The organism is Amycolatopsis sp. NPDC004079 (genome assembly GCF_040610415.1).
Lineage (GTDB): Bacteria > Actinomycetota > Actinomycetes > Mycobacteriales > Pseudonocardiaceae > Amycolatopsis > Amycolatopsis halotolerans.
Genome location: NZ_JBEXMH010000025.1, coordinates 46,975 through 64,657, shown reverse-complemented (window position 1 = coordinate 64,657; position 17,683 = coordinate 46,975). Strand labels below are relative to the sequence as shown.

Genomic DNA, 17,683 nt, shown 5'->3' with positions numbered 1-17,683 from the left:
AACGGCGTCCAGCCGTTCTGGGTCCACTGGGTGTCAGGCCTCCGTCTCCGCTGGCTCCGGGCGGGTTGACCGGACGAACCACGCCCCGGCCACCGCGACCAGTCCGATGCAGCCGGCGACGACGAAGGCCGTCTGCAGGCCGTTGGCATCGGGACCGACGGCGGCGGGATCGGCGCTGGTGACGGTCGCGACGCTGACGAACACCGCTGTACCCAGCGCGCCGGCGACCTGCTGGAGCGTGGACAGGATCGCGCTGCCGTGCGAGTAGAGGTGGTCGGGCAGTACCGCCAGCGACTCGGTCATCAGCGGCGTCATCATCAGGCCGAGGCCGGCCATCAGGACGATGTGGATGCCGATCACCGCGATCAGCGGCGAATCCGGGCTCAGCAACGAGAAAAGCCACATCGAGACCGTCATCGCGAGCGCGCCCGGCAGCACCAGCGGACGCGCGCCGACGCGGTCGAACAGCGCGCCGACCGGACGGCCGAGCAAGCCCAGCACCAGACCGCCGGGCAGGACGGCCAGTCCGCTGACGAACGTGGACTTGTGCAGGACGGTCTGCAGATACAGCGGCAGCAGGATCGCGCCCACGCCGATCAGGCACATGAACAGCAACGCGCTGAGCGCCAGCGCGACGACGAAACTGCGATGGGTGAACGGCCGCAGATCGAGCAGCGCGCGGTCGCGTCGCTGCAGGCGGAGCTGCCGCCAGCCGAACGCCGCCAGCGAGACCGCGCCGACGACGATCGGCAGCCACGGCGGCACCAGCGCTGTCTCGGCGGATTCGCCCGCTGACGACAGGCCGTACAGCACTCCGCCGAAACCGACGGCGGACAGGATCACGGAGAGGACGTCGAGCGGAACCGGGCGGGTTTCGCTGTCGATCCGCAGCTGCAGCATTCCGGTGACCAGCGCGGCCAGCGACAGCGGCAGCACGATGAAGAACATCCACCGCCAGCCGAGCGACGACAGGACCGCGCCGCCGATCGTCGGGCCGATCGCGGGCGCGACCGCGATGACGATGCTGATCGTGCCCATCGTCGCGCCGCGGCGCTGCGCGGGCACGAGCCGCATGACGGTGGTCATCAGCAGCGGGATCATCACCGCGGTGCCGCACGCCTGCACGACCCGGCCCGTCATCAGCAGGCCGAACCCCGGCGAGACGCCGCACAGCAGCGTGCCGAGGCTGAACGAGGCGAGCGAGAAGACGAACACCTGCCGCGGCGTGAACCGTTCGAGCAGGAACCCGGTCGTCGGGATCACCACTGCCATGGTGAGCAGGAACCCGCTGGTGAGCCACTGGATCGTGGTGGTCGGCACGGAGAGGTCGACGGTGAGGTCGCGCAGCGCGATGCTCAGGATGGTCTCGTTGAGGATCATCACGAACGCCGACAGCACGAGGACGCCGATCAGCAGCCCGGGCTTGGCGGGCGGCCGCGCGGGGGCCTCCGGAATGGGGGACGAGACGCCGCTCATGGGTGCACCTCGCGGACGGAGGCGCGGACGAATGCACGGGTCGCGAGCCGGGCGGAGTCGCCTCGGGCGCTCGCGAAAGCGACGGACGCGAGGTCGGCCGCGCGGACGGAGCGGGCATCGGCCGACGAACGGCCGGGGACTGTCGGGCGGCTGCCGGGGGAAGCTCTTCGCGCGGCTTCACCGGCCGCTGCGGACGGAGTAGGGGACTGCTGGATCTTCACCCGGCCAGGATACGGATGAGCACCGACAAAACCGGCGTCCTTTCCTCCCGCGGCCCGCGGCAGCGCGGGGAATCGCGCTTCGGCCGGTGGCGGAAAAAGCTGTCCGACCAGCGGCCGGACGGCTGCTCGCGAGACCCGGAAAGAATCTCGTTCGCGAGCCAGGCGCACTCGGCTCGGAGCCGGGGCAGCCGCCAGACCGGAATCAGGAGAACCGTGCCCGCCGGGAACACCGCCGTCACATCCGTCGCCAGACCGGAGCTAGGAGAACCGTGCCCGCCCGGGCACCATCGCCAGCACACCCGTCGCCAGACCGGAGCCAGGAGAACCGTGCCCGTCGGGAAACACCGCCGTCACACCCGTCGCCAGACCGGAATCAGGAGAGTCGGGAAACACCGCCAGCACACCCGCCGCCGGACGGCGACCTCACGGATTCATCGCCAGCACCAGGAAACCCGCCAGCAACACCAGATGCACCCCGCCCTGAAGCCGAGTAGCCCGCCCGGGCACCACCGTCAGCACACTGACCACCACGGTGAGCGCGAGCAGCACGATGTGCGTCGGCCCGAGACCCAGCAGCAGCGGGCCCTTCAGCCACACCGAGGCGAGCGCGATGACCGGGATCGTCAGGCCGATGCTGGCGATCGCGGACCCGTACGCGAGGTTGAGGCTGATCTGCATCCGGTCGCGCCGGGCCGCGCGGACCGCCGCGAGCGTTTCCGGGGCCAGGATCAGCAGCGCGATCACCACGCCCACAAAGGACTGCGGCAGCCCGGCCGCCCGCACGCCGGCCTCGATCGCCGGGGATTCGACCTTCGCCAGCCCGACCACAGTGACCAGTGCGACCAGCAGCAGGCCGACGCTCACCCAAGTCTTCTGCAGGCTCGGCGGTTCCGCGTGCTCTTCCTCGCGGGTCTCGCCCTCGGAGTCGACGGGGAGGAAGAAGTCGCGGTGGCGGACGGTCTGTGTCGCCACGAACGTGGCGTACAGGACCAGCGACGCACCGGCCGCGAAAGCCAGCTGCGGTGCGGAGAACCCCGGACCTGGGGTGCTTGTGGTGAAGGTCGGCAGCACGAGGCTCAGCGTCGCCAGCGTGCCGACCGTCGCCAGCGCCGCGCCGCTGCCCTCGGGATTGAACCGGGTTTCCCCGTACCGGCGCGCGCCCACGAACAGCGACAGGCCGACGATGCCGTTGGTGGTGATCATCACGGCGGCGAACACCGTGTCGCGCGCCAGCGTGTCGGCGTTGTCGCCGCCGGAAGCCATCATCGTGACGATCAGCGCGACCTCGATCACCGTCACCGCGACCGCGAGCACCAGCGAGCCGTACGGTTCTCCGACCCGGTGCGCGACCACCTCGGCGTGGTGCACCGCCGCGAGAACCGTGCCAGCCAGCGCGATCGCCACCAGCGCGACCGGCACCGGACCGAGCGTGCGGCCCCACGTGAGCGCCAGCAGGACCAGGGAGATCAACGGCAGCAAAGTGGTCCAGGACAACAGATAACCGCGGACGCTCGCCATGCGCACACCCTGGCATATCGGACCCTCAGCCGCCTGGCATGCCGTCCTTGCGGGGGAGTGTCGCGTCCGAAATGGACACTGCCGGTCGCGCCGCACCGCGCGAAATTCACTCGTTCGGCGTAGTACTTGCAGGGTTCCGCAGGTCGGCGGCGGGGTACGCGCGGCGCACAGGGGAGTTCGGTGCGGAAAGGAGCCGAGATGACCCGCGAAATGAAGACGGCCGACCGCGCGATGCCGGCAGGCGGCGACGGCGCGGAGTATTCGTTCTGGCGCGAGCACACGCACATCAACCTGAGCCCGGTGGCCGCACCGTCGATCCTGGGCCTCGCCGGGTTCGCGGTGTCGACGTTCATGGTCGCGGCGAACCTGGCCGGCTGGTTCGGCGACGAGACGACGACGCCCCTGCTGCTGGCCCCGTTCGCGTTCGCTTTCGGCGGCGTCGCGCAGTTCCTCGCCGGGATGTGGTCCTACCGGGCCCGCGACGCGCTCGCCACGGTCGTGCACGGCGCGTGGGGCGCGTTCTGGCTCGGCTACGGCGTTTACCAGCTGTTCGTCGGCCTCGGCGGACTGCCTTCGACGGCGGCGAGCCCGGTCGCGGCGGCCGCGATCGGGTTCTGGTTCGTCGGGCTCGCGGCGATCACCTGGACCGGCGCGCTCGCCGCGCTGGCGGAAAGCCTGGTGCTCTGCACGCTGCTAGCGGCTCTCGCCGCCGGGGCGACGCTGCTGGCCATCGGCCTGATCCGCGACGTCGGCGTGGTGCGCACGATCGCCGCGTACTTCCTGCTCGCGGCCGCGGTGCTGGCCTGGTACGCGTGCAGCGCGATGGTGCTCGAAGCGGCGCACCACCGGGTGATCCTGCCGATGGGCGTGCGCGCGCCCCGGCCCGTCCGGACCACGACGGTGCCGTTGCACCAGGCGATCCAGTTCGACCACGGCGAGCCGGGAATCAAGGCCGGGCAGTAGCCCGGCGAGGAGGTGACCACGGATGAAGATGAGCACGGCGCTCACCGCGTTGACGCCGCAGGACCGGAAGCTGCGGGAAAGCAGGCTGCCGCTCACCGCCGAGTTCCTGGCCGGGGCGTGGCTGGTGTTCGCGGCTTTCGCGTACAGCTACTCGTTCACGTTGTCCGCGACGGCCGGGTTCTGGAACAGCCTGGCGTGCGGGATCGCCGTGGCGGCGGTCGCGCTGGTCCGGTTCGGCCTGCCGGAACGGGCGCGCTGGCTGGGACTGGTCAACGTCGCGATCGGGTTCTGGCTCATCGCCGCGCCCTTCGCGTTCGGCTACCCGGTCGACGGGCATCGCGACGCGATCCGCACGAATTCGCTGATCGTCGGCGTGCTGCTGGCGATTTTCGCCGTCATCTCGGTGACTGTCGCCTATCGCAGGCACAGCGGCGAATTCCGGGAGTGAGGAGATGTACTGGCCAGTGCTGACGGTGCTGGCGATCGGCGTGCTCGCCTTGGGCGGCGCGGGGTTGCGCGCGCTCAAGGCGGCGGCGCCGGTCCGGAAGGAGGCACTCGTCGGCGCCTGGCTGGTGTCCGCTTCGGGCGTGGTGTGGTGGGCGTCCGAACCCGCTGCGGGGGCGGTGTTTCTCGTGATCGGCGCGGCGGTCGTGTTCGGTGCCGCGCTGCCGAGCGGGCAATTGCCGTCCCGCTGAGAAAAAGGGGTTTGCCGTGGGCGGCGGCCGGTTACCCGGCCCGCGTGAGGCCGGGCTGCTTTCGGCTGCCCGGCGATCGCCGGGTGCGGGAGGTCGGTCATGACGCAGCTGAAGCCGCGGCCAGTGGTGATCGCCGAAGCGCGCCGGCGAGGCAAAAAAGGCTCGGTGCTGCTGGGCATCCTGCGCACCACCGACCACAAGCAGATCGGGCTGCTCTACCTCGCCACGTCGTTCGCCTTCTTCCTCGTCGGCGGCGCGATGGCGCTGCTGATGCGCGGCGAACTGGCCCAGCCTGGGCTGCAATTCCTGTCGCAGGAGCAGTACAACCAGCTGTTCACCATGCACGGCACGATCATGTTGCTGCTCTACGCGACGCCGAATGTGTTCGGATTCGCCAATTTCGTGCTGCCGCTGCAGATCGGTTCGCCGGACGTGGCGTTTCCCCGGCTGAACGCGTTTTCCTACTGGCTGTACCTTTTCGGCGGATTGATCGTGCTGAGCGCGTTCCTCACGCCGGCCGGCGCCTCGGATTTCGGCTGGACCGCCTACACGCCGTTGTCGGATGCCGTGCACAGCCCCGGCACCGGCGGCGATCTGTGGATCATGGGCCTCATCGTGTCCGGTCTGGGAACTATTCTCGGCGCGGTCAACATGACCACCACGATCCTGTGCCTGCGCGCGCCAGGAATGACCATGTTCCGGATGCCGCTTTTCACCTGGAACATCCTGTTCACCGGGATTCTCGTGCTGATCGCGTTCCCGATCCTCACCGCCGCGCTGTTCGCGCTGGAGGCCGACCGCAGGCTCGGCGCGCACGTTTTCGACCCCGCCAACGGCGGCGCGATCCTCTGGCAGCACCTGTTCTGGTTCTTCGGCCATCCCGAGGTGTACATCGTCGCGCTGCCGTATTTCGGGATCGTCACCGAGATCATTCCGGTGTTCAGCCGCAAACCGCTCTACGGCTACCGGTTGATGGTGTTCGCGACGATCGGCATCACCGGGTTGTCCGCGACGGTCTGGGCGCACCACATGTACGCGACCGGGTCGGTGCTGCTTCCGTTCTTCTCGATCATGACCTTCCTGATCGCCGTGCCGACCGGGCTGAAGTTCTTCAACTGGATCGGCACGATGTGGAAAGGGACGCTTTCGTTCGAATCGCCGATGCTGTGGTCGGTCGGATTCCTGGTCACATTCCTGCTCGGCGGCCTGACCGGTGTGCTGCTGGCCGCGCCCGCGCTGGATTTCCACATCACCGACACGTATTTCGTGGTCGCACACTTCCACTACGTGCTGTTCGGCACGATCGTGTTCGCCACGTTCGCCGGGATCTATTTCTGGTTCCCGAAGATGACCGGCCGGATGCTCGACGAATCGCTCGCGAAATGGCACTTCTGGACCACGTTCATCGGCTTCCACGCGACGTTCCTGGTGCAGCACTGGCTCGGCGCGCAAGGGATGCCCCGGCGGTACGCGGACTACCTGCGCAGCGACGGATTCACCTTGCTGAACACGATTTCCACGATCGGCGCGTTCATTCTCGGCGCCTCGGTGCTGCCGTTCGTCTGGAATGTGGTGAAGAGCTACCGGTACGGCGAACGGGTCGACGTGGACGACCCGTGGGGATTCGGCAATTCCCTGGAATGGGCCACGTCGTGCCCGCCGCCGCGGCACAATTTCACCGAGCTGCCGCGCATCCGCTCCGAACGGCCCGCTTTCGAATTGCACTATCCGGACGCGGTGGAACGGATGCGGGACGAGCAGCACGTCCGCTGGGGACGCCGGTCGCGGGAGAAATCCGACGCCTGATCAGGGCGCTTCTGAGCCCTGCTGACGGCGGAATTCGTCCAGCACCCGGCGTTCCCGCTTCGTCGGGCGGCCCGCGCCGCGCTCGCGGCGGGCGACCGGGATCGCCGCTTCCGGCGGCGGCTTCGGGGTGCGGTCGACGAGGCAGGTGGCCGCTACCGCCGCGCCGACGCGTTTCTGGATCACCTGCACGACCTCGACCACGCGGGTCGTCGTCCCGATCCGGGCGCGGACCTCGTCGCCGGGAACGACCGTCGTCGCGGGTTTCGCCGGGCGGTCGTTCACGCGCACGTGCCCGCCGCGGCAGGCAGCGGCGGCGTCGGCGCGCGTCTTGGTCAGCCGGACCGCCCAGAGCCAGCGGTCGATCCGCGTCGATTCCATGGGTCCATCATGGCGCGTCCCAGTGCCAGCGCAGGCCGAGGATCCCCGGAGTGACCGCGGCGGACACGACGTGCGCCGGAAGGCCCTGGGTGATCGGCAGTTCGGCGACGGTCGTCTCCGGCCCGGCGGGGGAATCGAGCCGGTAGGCGTGGCAGGCCCGCGGTTCGAAACCGGGCGCGAAATGCAGTTCCAGCACGTGCTCGTGCACGGCGTTGCGGAACCGGCGCTCGTACGAGAGGTCCGGGCGGTCGTCGGTGAACTCGAATTCGTACTCGGCGATCGCGGTTTCGCCCCGGTCCAGTCCGCGGCCGAGGACGAGTTCGGCCACCGTGAACCCCTCCTCGGCCAGGGTTTCCGTGCGTCCGGGCGAGCAGTAGCGGGTGCGCACCAGCTTCGGCGGGCAGCCGGGGCCGACGCCGTGCGCGGTGACCAGCCGGATGTGCGTGTCGTCCTCCGTCGCGCGCAGCACCTCGCGGACTTCCAGCCGGTGCAGCCGCCGGTCCGGGCCCACGTGCACGGCCTCGTGCAGGCTGACGACGACCAGCGACGTCCGGTACGCCGTCTCGAAAGAGTTCAACACCCGCAGCACCGCGTTCCGCCGTCCCCACAGCCGTTCCCAGCGCACGACGGGAACCGGCGGCGGCTCCGGATCGCGCTCGATCAGCCCGGTCAGCGAGCCCGGCGGCAGATCGAGCACGCCCTCGAGAATCCGCACCGCGACGCGCGAGCGGGCGCGGGCGGGCACGGTGCGGCCGGTCCGCCAGTAGCTGAGCGTGGTGGTGCTGACCGCCGCGCCCGCCGCGGCGAGCCGGTCGCGCAGCCGGTCGAGGCCGAGCCCGCTGCGGTCGATGGCCAGCGTGAGGGCGCGGCTGAACGGCCCGTCCGCCAGCGCGTCGGCGAGCCGGTCCGGCTGGGTGCCGGGACCTGTCGAGAACACCTGCGTCCTCCTCGGGTCGTCCCCACCCATTCGCCTCTTCAGCGGGCGGCGGCGCAACCGTCGAAGGTCGGGTCTTGGCCGGTCAGCGCGGTTGCCCGACGAAGGGCTCGCGGAGTTCGGTGACCCATTCGCGTTCGTCGCCGGAGGTGCGGAGGTAGACCTCGCACGGGAAGCCGTCCGCGCGGAAGCCGTGCTCGTCGGTCCACCGGGCGAGCTCCTGGTAGCCGGCGAGGAACCCGCTCGCCGGGCCGTGGTGGACCAGCGTCGCGGCGCGGCAAGCGGGCAGTTCGGCCACCTCGAGCCCGTTCGGCGCGGCGACTGCGCCGGAGACCGGGAGCGCGGCGTGGACGACGACCGGATCGTCTTCGGCGGCGGGTTTTTCGTAGTAGCAGATCAGCGGTCCGGCCGGGACGGCGTCGGATCCTTCGAGCCGCTGGCCGAGTTCCGCGCACAGCGGGCGCAGGACCGGGCTGATCGCCTCGGGGGAGAAGCTTTCGACGGTCGCGGTGAGCCTTACGACGCGCGTCGCGGGGACGTCCTTGACGATGATTTCGGTATCCGGCATGGCGTGCTCGCTTTCCAGCGTGCGGAGTCTCGCCTCGACCTCGGCCAGCCGGAGCCGGTCGGCGGCGACCCGTTCGGCCAGTTCGGCCCGGCGCAGCGTCAGCATGCCGCGGACCTGCTCGGGCGTGACCTGGTCGTCCAGCAGCGCGGCTACCTCGCCGAGCCCGAAACCGAGGTCTTTGAGCGCGACGATCCGGTTCAGCGCGGCCAGCTGCCCGGCGGTGTAGCGCCGGTAGCCGGTGTGCGGGTCGACCTCGGCGGGCCGGAGCAGGCCGAGCGTGTCGTAGTGGCGCAGCATGCGGACCGAAACCCGGCCGTGGCGGGCGAATTCTCCGATGGTGAACATGACCTCCCCAGCACACGCTCTGACACGGTGTGAGAGTCAAGTGTCCCCGCCGGACCGGGAGCGGGCCGGCCCCCTGCGCCGACCCGCTCCCGGCGGCCCCCTCGTCCCCCGACGAACGAGGGGACCGCGCCGGTCCGCCGCCCTCCACAGCACGGACCGGAGCCGGTTGCGGCTCCCGCGAACGGAACAGCGGAGGTGCTCCCTCGTGACGGCGGTCGCCCGCAAAGCCACCCGATCGGGTGAGGAATCGCTGGTCAGTAGGCTGGCCGGGTGAATCGCACGGACCGGCTGTACGCGCTTGTCGAGGAGCTCCGGGCGGTCGCGCCGCGCACCCGGACCGCGGCGTGGCTCGCGGCCCGGTTCGAGGTCAGCGTGCGCACGATCGAGCGCGACCTCGGCGCTTTGCGCGAGACGGGCGTCCCGATCTGGACCGAGACCGGGCGGACCGGCGGCTACGGTCTCGACCGCGAGCGGACCTTGCCGCCGCTCACCCTCACGCCGGAGGAAGCCATCGCGATCACCGTCGCGCTGCGCTCCGCCGCTGGTTCGCCGTTCGCGGGCGCGGCGGAGTCGGCGGCCCGCAAGGTGCTCGCGCGGCTGCCGTCCGATGTCCGCGATGCCGAACAGCACCTCGCCGCGCGGCTGCACCGGGTCGGCGAGCCCGAACCGCCTGCCGTCCACAGCGGACTGATCCTCACCGCGCTCGCGGCACGGCGCGTCCTCCGGTTGTCCTATGTGGACGCGAAAGGCCAGGAGACGGAACGCGACGTCGAGCCGCTGGGGCTGCTGTGGGGCCCGGCGGGCTGGTACGTGCTCGGCTGGTGCCGCCTGCGCGACGCGGTCCGCGGCTTCCTGCTGGACCGGACCCGCGCCATCGAGCTCACCGGCGACCGCGTCGAGCGCCGCGAGGTCGGCCTCGACGCCGAACTCGCGCGGATCTCCGCCCGTCCGCTCGGCGAGTGACCTGCGCCACGCGGCGCGGAAACACCGACAGGACGGTGTCGCCGGCGCCCGCGATCGTCGTCGCATGACGAAAGAACTGAACCCCGAAGAAATCCCCGCCCTCTGGTGTCGCATGTGGAACGAGGACGCCTCGCTCGCGCACCGGCTGCTCACCGCCGACGGCCGCCAGTGGTCCGGCACCAAACCCGGCCTCGACCCGCTGATCGGCCCCGCGGACGCCGAGGCGTTCATCGCGAAGTACCAGCGCGAGGTCGGGAATGTGTTCGTCCCGCGCACTTTCGTGATCGACGGAACCGAACGGCTCGCTTTCACCTGGGACGTCACCCGCCGCGACGGCGTGGTCATCACCGGAGCCGACCTGTGCGTCCTCTCCGGCGGGAAAGTCGCGCGGAACTGGACAATTCCCTCGCCGGACGGCCGGTCGGCGCTGCCGGACGGACCGGGCGAAGGCGACCTGGACCGGGACGGATTGCGTGCCCTGGCAACGGATGCGCACCCGTGGCACGGCGAGCTCGTGCTCGACCCGGCGCGGCAGACCATGGCCGGTACCTGGTCGGACGGCGCGCGCGGCGGGCTGGCGGTGCTGGTCGCGGTCGACGGCCAGGTGGACCGCGAATGGGTGGTGCCGGGGACGCGTCCGCTCCCGTGATCGCGGGCGCCGGAGAGGCATGATGGCGGCATGGCGAACCGCGTTCTGCTGGCGGACGACGACCGGGCGATCCGGGAATCGCTGGTCCGCGCGCTCGAACTGGAGGGCTACCGGGTCAGCGAGGTCGCCGACGGCGTCGAGGCGCTCGCGATCGCGCGGAGCGAGGAGTTCGACGTCCTGATCGTCGACGTGATGATGCCCGGCGTCGACGGGCTCGGCGTGTGCCGCGTGCTGCGCGCGGGCGGCGACCGCACCCCGGTGCTCATGCTGACCGCGCGGGTCGAGACCGCGGACCGCGTCGCCGGATTGGACGCGGGAGCCGACGACTACCTGCCGAAACCGTTCGAACTGGACGAACTGCTCGCCCGGTTGCGCGCACTGCTGCGGCGCAGCGCGGATCCGGGCGAGCAGGCCCAGCGCGTGGTGCGGCTGGGCGGGCTGGCGGTCGACGCCGGCGCGCGCCGGGTGTGGTGGCACGACACCGAGGTCGTGTTGTCGAAGACCGAATTCGACCTGCTGGAGCTGCTGGTGCGCAATGCCGGGATCGTGCTCGGCCGCGACACGATCCACCAGCGGATCTGGGGGTACGAATTCGGTCCGGAGTCGAAGAACCTGGCGGTCTACATCGGATACCTGCGGCGGAAGCTGGAGACCGCGGGCGCGGACGAGCTGATCCACACCGTGCGCGGCGTCGGCTACGTGGTGCGGCCGGCATGAATCTGCGCGGGAAGCTGGCGATCGCGTTCGCCGCGGTCGGCGGCGGCGCGGCGATTCTCGTGGGCGTGCTCGGCTATCACACGGCTTCCCAGCGGATCAGCGCGGAACTCGACCGTTCGCTGTTGAGCACGGCGTCGCAGGTGTCGGCGGGCGCGGTGCAGCTGCTCGCGCCGAGCCCGCTCACGCGCGGTCCGGGGGACGACGACCACGACGAAGCGCAGCCGATGGTCGCGCAGTCGATCGCGCCGGACGGGACGGTGCATCGTGTCGGCGGACGGCCGGTCACGCTGCCGGTCACTGCCGCTGATCGGGAGCTTGTTGTCGGCACTCGCTATGCGGACGCGACTGTCGGTCCGGACGACTACCGTGTGCTCACCGTCGCGCTCGGCTCCGGGCGCGGGGTGCTGCAACTCGGCATCGACGTGGACGAAACCCGGCACGTCCTCGGCGATCTCGCCGAGCGGATGACCTGGGTCAGCCTCGCGGTGCTGGCCGGGGCGGCGCTCGCGGGCTGGCTCCTCGCGCGGCAGATCACCCGGCGGCTGGTCCGGCTGACCCGGCTGACCGAGGAGGTGAGCGCGGGCAGCAGGCCAGGGCTCGGCGTCCCGGACGGCGGCCGCGACGAGGTCGGCAGGCTGTCCGCCTCGTTCGCCGGGATGCTCGAGCGGCTCGCGCGGGCCCGCGACGACCAGGAACGGCTGGTCCAGGACGCCGCGCACGAGCTGCGCACGCCGTTGACCAGCCTGCGCACCAACGCGAGCGTGTTGCGGCGGTTCGAGGAATTGTCGCCGGACGCGCGGAACCGGCTGCTCGCGGACGTCGACGGCGAGACACGCGAGCTGACTCACCTGGTCACGGAGCTGGTGGAATTGGCCACCGGACAGTACGACGACGAGCCGCTGCTGCCGGTCGAACTGCGCGATCCGGCGGAGCGAGCTGCCGCGCGAGTGCGTCGGCGGTCCGGTCGTGCGATTGCTGTGGACGCCGATGACACGACGTTCTCCGGCCGGTCGAAGGCCTTGGAACGGGCGATGACGAATCTGCTGGAGAACGCGGTGAAGTTCAGCTCCGGTCCGGTGGAGTTGCGCGTGCGGGCCGGACGGGTCGAGGTGCTGGACCGCGGGCCGGGGATCGAGGACGCTGACCGGGTTTTCGACCGGTTCTACCGAGCGGCGGCCGCGCGGTCCTTGCCCGGGTCGGGGCTGGGGCTGTCGATCGTGCGGGAAGTCGCGCTCTCGCACGGCGGCGAAGTGTTCGCCGGACCGCGGGACGGCGGCGGCGCGGTAGTGGGGTTCACGGTGGCTCTTACCTGATTCACACCTTGATCTTGCCCGGTGCTAACGGGACTCGGCCAGAGTTGTGGCTGGTTGTGGTTCGTGGATGGGAAAGGCTGCATGACGACGGTCAACGGGTTGCCCGCTCATATTCTGCTCGTGCACGCGATTGTCGTGCTGCTGCCGTTGTCGGCGCTGGTCTTGGTGCTGACCGCTTGCCTGCCTTCGGTGCGCAGGCGGCTGGCCGGCGCGAACGCGATTTTGTCGGTGCTGGTGGTTATTCTGGTGCCTATAACGACGAATGCGGGCGAGTGGCTGGAACGGCGCGTGGCGCGGACGCCGCTGGTCCGGGCGCACACGGAAATCGGCGACACGGCGATCTGGGCGGCGATCCCGGTGGCGGTGCTGGCTTTGGCGCTGTGGTGGCGGCAGCGAGAGGCTGGTGCGGCTGCGGTGAACGCGGGTGCTGCGGTTGTGGGCGATGCGGACGCTGATGCTGCGGTGGCTGGTGGTGCTGTGGCGGCGGTGCCTGGGGCCGGTGCGGCAGGCGGTGCTGGCTCGGGCCGGGTGGTCGCGGCGGGTGCTGGCGCGCCCGGAAGCGGTGGTGCTGCTGCGGGAGCGCCGGGCGCGACGTCGGCGCGCGCTGGTGTCGGCGTGCCTGGGAGCGCTGGTGCCGAGGCGGACGCGGCTGATGCGGTGCTGGCTGGCAGTGCTGCGGCGGCGGTGCCCGAGGCCGCTGCGTCTGGCACGGCCTCGGCTGGTGCACGCCAGGCTGGCCCCGCCGTGAGCGGTGCCAGCGCGAGCAAAGCCGCGGCGAACCGCCGCGTGTTTCTCGCGCCTGCCTCGAAGGCGGTCAGCGTGACGTTGATCGTGCTGTCGGTCCTGGCTGCCGGGGCGGCGGTTTACGACATCGTGCGGATCGGCGACACCGGTGCCCAAGCCAGCTGGCAGGGGCAGTTCCAGCAGAACCCGGCACCGCGCGGGCACTAGCGGAGTCCTTGCGGCGAAAGGACTTCACGCCCAAGAGCAGGCGAGGCCGCTGCGTCCGAAAAGACTGTCCGTGAGGGGAACCCGGAGGGAATCAGCGTTCCCCTCACGGACAGCTGATCAAGCCCCGATCCGGCGTTCGAAGCCCTCCGGGACGATCAGGTCGTCGCGGCTCAGGTCGTGGACGCTGCGATGCCCCAACGCGAGCAGCGTCGAGTCGATGCCGTTGCGCAGCACGTCCAGCACGTTCTCCACCCCGGCCTGCCCGCCCGCCGCGAGGCCCCACAGGTACGCGCGCCCGATCAGGACCGCGCGTGCCCCGAGCGCGAGTGCCTTCACGACATCGCTCCCGCGCCGGATTCCGCCGTCCAGCAGTACTTCCACCTCGTTGCCCACCGCTTCGGCGACCGCGGGCAGCGCACGGATCGTGGCGGGAGTGCCGTCGAGGTTGTTGCCGCCGTGGTTGGACACCGAGATCGCGCTGACCCCGGCGTCCACCGCGCGGCGTGCCTCGTCGACGCGGTACACGCCCTTCAGCAGGAACGGCCCGTCCCACTGCTTCCGCAGCCAGCACACGTCTTCCCAGCTCGGCGGCGCGGTCTGCATCCACTGGCCGTACGCGCCGAAGAACGACGGCACCGGCGTCCCGGGCTCGGCCATGTTCGGGACGCTGAGGTCGGGCAGCTTCTTGGTGCGCGCGTACGCGAGCAGCCACCGCGGATGCATCATGCCCTCGGGCGCGAAGCGGATCAGCTCGCGCAGCGTCAGCTTGTCCGGGATGTGCGGGCTGCCCCAGTCGCGGCTGTGCGAGAACGACCAGTCGAGGGTGAGGATGATCCCGACCGCCCCTGCGGAACGGGCCCGGTCCAGCCGTTGGAGGATGTCGTCGCGGCTGCCGGTCCAGTAGACCTGGAAGTATGTATTGGGGTTGGCCGCCACCACCTCCTCGACGGGCTTGCTGGCGAACGACGACAGCCCCATCGACGTCCCGCGCGCGGCGGCCGCACGGGCAACCGCGACCTCGCCGTCGGGATGCACGGCCTGCACGCCGGTCGGCGAAATCAGCACGGGGAGCGCGACGTCACGGCCGAGGACGTTCGTGCTCAGATCGCGTTCGCCGGGCAGTCCTGCGGTGCGCGGGGCGAAGCGCAGTTCGTCGTATGCGGCCAGATTGTCTTGCAGCGTCAGCCCTTTTTCCGAACCGGCGATCAGTGCCGAGTAGACGGACGCGGGCAGGCGCTTCTTCGCCCGCCGCTGTGCTTCGGCGACGGATTCGAACCAGGTGGTGCTCATCGTTTTCCCTTCGGGTCGACGCGCAGAGGGCGCCAGGTGATGCGCGGCCGCAGCGGGACCGCGGTCCGGTGGTCGAGGCAGCCCGCCCACACCCCGGCGCCGTACGCGAGGTCGTCGGCGATCGCGCCGGTGGTGTAGCGGAGCGGGTCGAGGTCGGGGCGTTGCCGGAGCCAGGCGGTCAGCGGCGGTCCGGCGAGCAGCGCCGCGATCGCGGCCCGCCGTCCCCAGCGTTTTCGCCCGCCCGGCAGCAGAAGCGCGGCGAGCAGGGGAGCGGCGAATTGTGTGCTGTACCGGCCGAAACCGAGCCAGGTTTGGCCAACGGCGGTGCCCATCGCGCGCACGACACCGTGTGTCGGCACGTCACTTCGGCGCAGCACGCGGGCCATGGTCAGCACTGCGCCCGTGAAGGCGGCGGCGGCCGGAAGCGGACGGCGGGCCAGAAGCGCGGCGACGGTCAGCGTTGGCCACGGGTGCAGGACGAGCGGGGCCATCGCGGCCGGTCGGCGGATAGCCAACGGTGCGGCGGAAGTGCCGTAACTGGCGCGACGGCGGAGCAACGCGCGCCAGGTGGTCGGCTCGTGGTGGTCGACGTGTGCGGACGGGTCGTAGCGGATTCGGAAGCCAGCGTCGTGGAGTCGCCAGCCGAGGTCGACGTCCTCGCCGACGCGCATTGCCGGGTCGAAAACCGCACCGTCACGGGCGACGGATTTCACTGCGGTCCGGCGAACGAGCAGAGCGGCAGTGGGCACATAGGACAGTCGCGTGCCGGGTGCGACGCGGGCGGCGGCGGTGCCGAGGTCGAGGCTGCTGGCGGCGCGGGTATAGCGGCCAGCCCACGTGCCGGGAGCGAGCGGCCGCACGCGCGGCGCGACGGCGGCCACGAGCGGGTCGGCGAAATGCCCGGCCAGCTGGTCGATCCAGTCCGACGACGGGACGCAATCGCTGTCCAGAAAGGCGATCAGGTCGGTGGAAACGTGCTCCAGGGCGGTGTTTCGAGCTACGCCCGGGCCGCCGTTGATGTCGCGCCGGACGAGCTTCGCGCCGTGCGCGGAGGCTGCTGCGGCGATGGCGGCGGGGTCAGCGGATCCGTCGTCGACGACCAGCGCGGGGTATCGGCCGTCGAGTCCGGCGAGGCATCGGCCGAGCAGTTCGGCGCGGTCGCGGACCGGAATGACGACGGTCGCGTCGGCGGTTTTGACTGGTGGCAACGGGTGCGCGAACCCAGCGTCGGTAAGCAGCCGGGCAAGGACGCCTTCCGCGGAGGTCTCGACGGGGTTGTCCGCCAAGCGGGCCCACGCCGTTCGCCCGGCCTTCGTCAGGCGCAGCACGCGGGCGGGGGAGCCGCCGAAAAGGAGGCCGTCGGAGAGCTGTTTGACGCTCGGGTCGACGGCGAGGCGGAATCCGGCGGGCAGCGGGGCGGTCACAGTGCCAGCCCTCCGTCCACCGGGACGACCGCGCCGGTCATCGCGCTGCTTTCCGGCCCGGCGAGGAAGGCCAGGACGGCGGCGACTTCGGCGGGATCAAGCAGCCGCTGCTGAGGTTGTTGCGCGGCAAACGTTTGCGCCGCCGGAAGGTCGTACAACCGGGAGCTCTCGGCGAGGATCGGCGTGTCGGTCGAGCCCGGGCTGACGGCGTTCGCGGTGACGCCGGAGTCGCCCAATTCCGTGCCCAGCGCGCGAATCAGCCCGGCGACCCCCGCTTTCGCCGCGCAGTACGCGGCGAGTGTCGGCAGCCCGCGCGTCGCGGCGGCGGACGCGACGGCCAGGAACCGTCCGGCGCGCGGTTTCGGACGCCGCAGCATCGCGGGAATCGCCACGTGGGCGAGGTTGAGGACACCGCGAAGGTTGACGTCGAGCACAGCGTCTTCCTGCTCCGGCGGCATTTCCCACAGCGGCACTCCGCCCGCGATCACTCCGGCCGCCGCGATGGCCGCGTCGAGCCCGCCCCAGCGTTGTTCTGCTTCCGCGACGGCTGCGGCCAGTTGCGCACGGTCGCGGACGTCCGCACGGAATTCCTCCGCTGTACCGCCGTCTTCCCGGATCTTGGCGACCACTGTGGACAGTTCTTCGGCGGTGCCCATCGGGTAGGGGAGGACGGGGTTGTCTTCGGCGACGTCGACCGCGAGCACGGCCCAGCCCTGTCCGGTCAGCTTTGCCGCGGTGGCTGCGCCGATGCCGCGCGCCGCGCCGGTTACGAGGGCGACTTTCACGGCGTCACCACGGAGGTCCAGTCGTGAACGTGTGCTCGCAACTGCGCGGCGAGGACGTCGAGGAGATCCCGGCCTTCGTCCGCGGTGGCTCCGGTGGGATCGCCGAGGATCCCGGTTTCGGTCACGGCCAGCACGCCGCCGTTGCGCAGCACCGGGAGCAACTCGCCCAGCGGACGGCTGTCGCCCGGTACCGCTTTCTCCATCCGCACCGCATCCGGCCGAAGTGCCAGCTGCAGAGCGGTTTCCGGCCGTCCGGCGTGCGGATCGCCTTGCCAGCGCGGCTCGAACATCGAAACGTCCCGCGATTCGGTGCGCAAGATCGCGACCGCGCGGGTCACCGACGCCGCGTTTCCTCCGTGCGCGGACACGAAAAGCAGCCGCCGGAACGTTTCGCAGGCCGACCGGCCCAGTTCCACGAGCAGGAGTTCCGTGGCCGCTTGCCCGATCGACAGGGTCCCGGCGAACCCGGCGTGTTCGCCGCTCGATCCGTACGGCACGGCCGGCGCGACAAGCACGTCCGGTCGTTCCGCGGCGAGCCGGTCGCACAACGCCGTCGCGATGTCGGTGTCCGTGCTCAGCGGCAGGTGCGGGCCGTGCTGCTCGGTGGCCCCGAGCGGCACGGCGAGGATCGCGCCGGACGCCGCCTGTTCGGCGACGTCCGGCGACGACAGATCGGCCAGGCGCATC

General features: G+C 70.9%; 18 protein-coding genes. 9 read left to right on the top strand and 9 right to left on the bottom strand.

Features of this window, described 5'->3' with window-relative positions:
- Positions 1-33: 33 nt before the first annotated feature.
- Both ABZX37_RS25020 and ABZX37_RS25015 read right to left on the bottom strand, forming a co-directional pair.
- Positions 34-1,476, bottom strand: a complete 1,443-nt coding sequence (locus ABZX37_RS25020) for an MDR family MFS transporter (RefSeq protein WP_354743355.1) — start codon at positions 1,474-1,476, stop codon at positions 34-36.
- Positions 1,477-2,120: 644 nt separating this feature from the next.
- Positions 2,121-3,215 carry an ionic transporter y4hA gene (locus tag ABZX37_RS25015; protein ID WP_344279455.1) on the bottom strand — a complete coding sequence of 365 codons (1,095 nt, stop codon included), beginning with the start codon at positions 3,213-3,215 and terminating at the stop codon, positions 2,121-2,123.
- Positions 3,216-3,413: 198 nt separating this feature from the next.
- Here ABZX37_RS25015 and ABZX37_RS25010 point away from each other — a divergent pair, with 198 nt between their 5' ends.
- The 4 genes from ABZX37_RS25010 (at position 3,414) to ctaD (ending at position 6,679) form a co-directional block, all read left to right on the top strand.
- Positions 3,414-4,178: a GPR1/FUN34/YaaH family transporter gene (locus tag ABZX37_RS25010; protein WP_354743353.1), complete on the top strand. Its 765-nt coding sequence runs from the start codon at positions 3,414-3,416 to the stop codon at positions 4,176-4,178.
- A gap of 22 nt (positions 4,179-4,200) precedes the next feature.
- Complete coding sequence (locus tag ABZX37_RS25005) at positions 4,201-4,626, top strand: SPW repeat protein (protein ID WP_354743351.1); 426 nt, start codon at positions 4,201-4,203, stop codon at positions 4,624-4,626.
- A gap of 4 nt (positions 4,627-4,630) precedes the next feature.
- Positions 4,631-4,873: a hypothetical protein gene (locus tag ABZX37_RS25000; RefSeq protein ID WP_354743349.1), complete on the top strand. Its 243-nt coding sequence runs from the start codon at positions 4,631-4,633 to the stop codon at positions 4,871-4,873.
- Positions 4,874-4,972: 99 nt separating this feature from the next.
- Entirely contained in the window at positions 4,973-6,679 is a 1,707-nt protein-coding gene (ctaD, locus tag ABZX37_RS24995) for a cytochrome c oxidase subunit I (RefSeq protein ID WP_354743347.1), read from the top strand.
- On the opposite strand, the gene ABZX37_RS24990 is transcribed toward ctaD, so the two are convergent.
- The 3 genes from ABZX37_RS24990 to ABZX37_RS24980 all read right to left on the bottom strand — a co-directional run bounded on the left by ABZX37_RS24990 (position 6,680) and on the right by ABZX37_RS24980 (position 8,904).
- Positions 6,680-7,057, bottom strand: a complete 378-nt coding sequence (locus ABZX37_RS24990; RefSeq protein ID WP_354743345.1) for an RNA-binding S4 domain-containing protein — start codon at positions 7,055-7,057, stop codon at positions 6,680-6,682.
- A gap of 7 nt (positions 7,058-7,064) precedes the next feature.
- Complete coding sequence (locus ABZX37_RS24985) at positions 7,065-7,994, bottom strand: hypothetical protein (protein WP_354743343.1); 930 nt, start codon at positions 7,992-7,994, stop codon at positions 7,065-7,067.
- Between the two features lie 82 nt (positions 7,995-8,076).
- On the bottom strand, positions 8,077-8,904 hold the full coding sequence (locus ABZX37_RS24980; RefSeq protein WP_354743341.1) for a MerR family transcriptional regulator: 828 nt from the start codon (positions 8,902-8,904) through the stop codon (positions 8,077-8,079).
- A gap of 270 nt (positions 8,905-9,174) precedes the next feature.
- On the opposite strand from ABZX37_RS24980, the gene ABZX37_RS24975 reads away from it, so the two are divergent.
- From ABZX37_RS24975 to ABZX37_RS24955, 5 genes are all read left to right on the top strand, one after another.
- Positions 9,175-9,867: a YafY family protein gene (locus ABZX37_RS24975; protein ID WP_354743339.1), complete on the top strand. Its 693-nt coding sequence runs from the start codon at positions 9,175-9,177 to the stop codon at positions 9,865-9,867.
- 64 nt (positions 9,868-9,931) lie between these two features.
- Positions 9,932-10,516 carry a nuclear transport factor 2 family protein gene (locus tag ABZX37_RS24970; RefSeq protein WP_354743337.1) on the top strand — a complete coding sequence of 195 codons (585 nt, stop codon included), beginning with the start codon at positions 9,932-9,934 and terminating at the stop codon, positions 10,514-10,516.
- Between the two features lie 30 nt (positions 10,517-10,546).
- Complete coding sequence (locus ABZX37_RS24965; protein ID WP_354743336.1) at positions 10,547-11,233, top strand: response regulator transcription factor; 687 nt, start codon at positions 10,547-10,549, stop codon at positions 11,231-11,233.
- Positions 11,230-12,546 carry a HAMP domain-containing sensor histidine kinase gene (locus ABZX37_RS24960; protein ID WP_354743334.1) on the top strand — a complete coding sequence of 439 codons (1,317 nt, stop codon included), beginning with the start codon at positions 11,230-11,232 and terminating at the stop codon, positions 12,544-12,546. Before ABZX37_RS24965 ends, ABZX37_RS24960 begins: the two co-directional genes overlap by 4 nt.
- 81 nt (positions 12,547-12,627) lie before the next feature.
- Positions 12,628-13,497 carry a hypothetical protein gene (locus ABZX37_RS24955; RefSeq protein WP_354743332.1) on the top strand — a complete coding sequence of 290 codons (870 nt, stop codon included), beginning with the start codon at positions 12,628-12,630 and terminating at the stop codon, positions 13,495-13,497.
- A 117-nt stretch (positions 13,498-13,614) separates the two neighbouring features.
- Here ABZX37_RS24955 and mftD read toward each other — a convergent pair whose 3' ends face one another.
- From mftD to mftE, 4 genes are read right to left on the bottom strand one after another with little or no spacing between them, the layout of a single operon-like run.
- The gene (gene mftD / locus ABZX37_RS24950; RefSeq protein WP_354743330.1) at positions 13,615-14,787 is read right to left on the bottom strand and encodes a pre-mycofactocin synthase MftD; all 1,173 of its coding nucleotides are present in this window, start codon (positions 14,785-14,787) and stop codon (positions 13,615-13,617) included.
- A complete protein-coding gene (mftF, locus tag ABZX37_RS24945; protein WP_354743328.1) occupies positions 14,784-16,211 on the bottom strand; it encodes a mycofactocin biosynthesis glycosyltransferase MftF in 1,428 nt (475 codons plus the stop codon). The genes mftD and mftF overlap by 4 nt, the downstream gene beginning before the upstream one ends.
- Complete coding sequence (locus tag ABZX37_RS24940; protein WP_354743326.1) at positions 16,208-16,996, bottom strand: mycofactocin-coupled SDR family oxidoreductase; 789 nt, start codon at positions 16,994-16,996, stop codon at positions 16,208-16,210. The genes mftF and ABZX37_RS24940 overlap by 4 nt, the downstream gene beginning before the upstream one ends.
- A complete protein-coding gene (mftE, locus tag ABZX37_RS24935; protein ID WP_354743324.1) occupies positions 16,993-17,682 on the bottom strand; it encodes a mycofactocin biosynthesis peptidyl-dipeptidase MftE in 690 nt (229 codons plus the stop codon). Before mftE ends, ABZX37_RS24940 begins: the two co-directional genes overlap by 4 nt.
- Between the last annotated feature and the right edge of the window lies 1 nt (position 17,683).

Excerpts from the sequence above, each read along its gene's own strand:
- ABZX37_RS24970 (WP_354743337.1), top strand. The coding sequence starts at position 9,932 with ATGACGAAAGAACTGAACCCCGAAGAAATCCCCGCCCTCTGGTGTCGC.
- ctaD (WP_354743347.1), top strand. The coding sequence starts at position 4,973 with ATGACGCAGCTGAAGCCGCGGCCAGTGGTGATCGCCGAAGCGCGCCGG.
- ABZX37_RS25020 (WP_354743355.1), bottom strand. The coding sequence starts at position 1,476 with ATGAGCGGCGTCTCGTCCCCCATTCCGGAGGCCCCCGCGCGGCCGCCC.
- ABZX37_RS25005 (WP_354743351.1), top strand. The coding sequence starts at position 4,201 with ATGAAGATGAGCACGGCGCTCACCGCGTTGACGCCGCAGGACCGGAAG.
- mftD (WP_354743330.1), bottom strand. The coding sequence starts at position 14,787 with ATGAGCACCACCTGGTTCGAATCCGTCGCCGAAGCACAGCGGCGGGCG.
- ABZX37_RS24960 (WP_354743334.1), top strand. The coding sequence starts at position 11,230 with ATGAATCTGCGCGGGAAGCTGGCGATCGCGTTCGCCGCGGTCGGCGGC.
- ABZX37_RS24990 (WP_354743345.1), bottom strand. The coding sequence starts at position 7,057 with ATGGAATCGACGCGGATCGACCGCTGGCTCTGGGCGGTCCGGCTGACC.
- ABZX37_RS25010 (WP_354743353.1), top strand. The coding sequence starts at position 3,414 with ATGACCCGCGAAATGAAGACGGCCGACCGCGCGATGCCGGCAGGCGGC.
- ABZX37_RS25000 (WP_354743349.1), top strand. The coding sequence starts at position 4,631 with ATGTACTGGCCAGTGCTGACGGTGCTGGCGATCGGCGTGCTCGCCTTG.
- mftE (WP_354743324.1), bottom strand. The coding sequence starts at position 17,682 with ATGCGCCTGGCCGATCTGTCGTCGCCGGACGTCGCCGAACAGGCGGCG.
- ABZX37_RS24980 (WP_354743341.1), bottom strand. The coding sequence starts at position 8,904 with ATGTTCACCATCGGAGAATTCGCCCGCCACGGCCGGGTTTCGGTCCGC.
- ABZX37_RS24965 (WP_354743336.1), top strand. The coding sequence starts at position 10,547 with ATGGCGAACCGCGTTCTGCTGGCGGACGACGACCGGGCGATCCGGGAA.
- ABZX37_RS24955 (WP_354743332.1), top strand. The coding sequence starts at position 12,628 with ATGACGACGGTCAACGGGTTGCCCGCTCATATTCTGCTCGTGCACGCG.
- ABZX37_RS25015 (WP_344279455.1), bottom strand. The coding sequence starts at position 3,215 with ATGGCGAGCGTCCGCGGTTATCTGTTGTCCTGGACCACTTTGCTGCCG.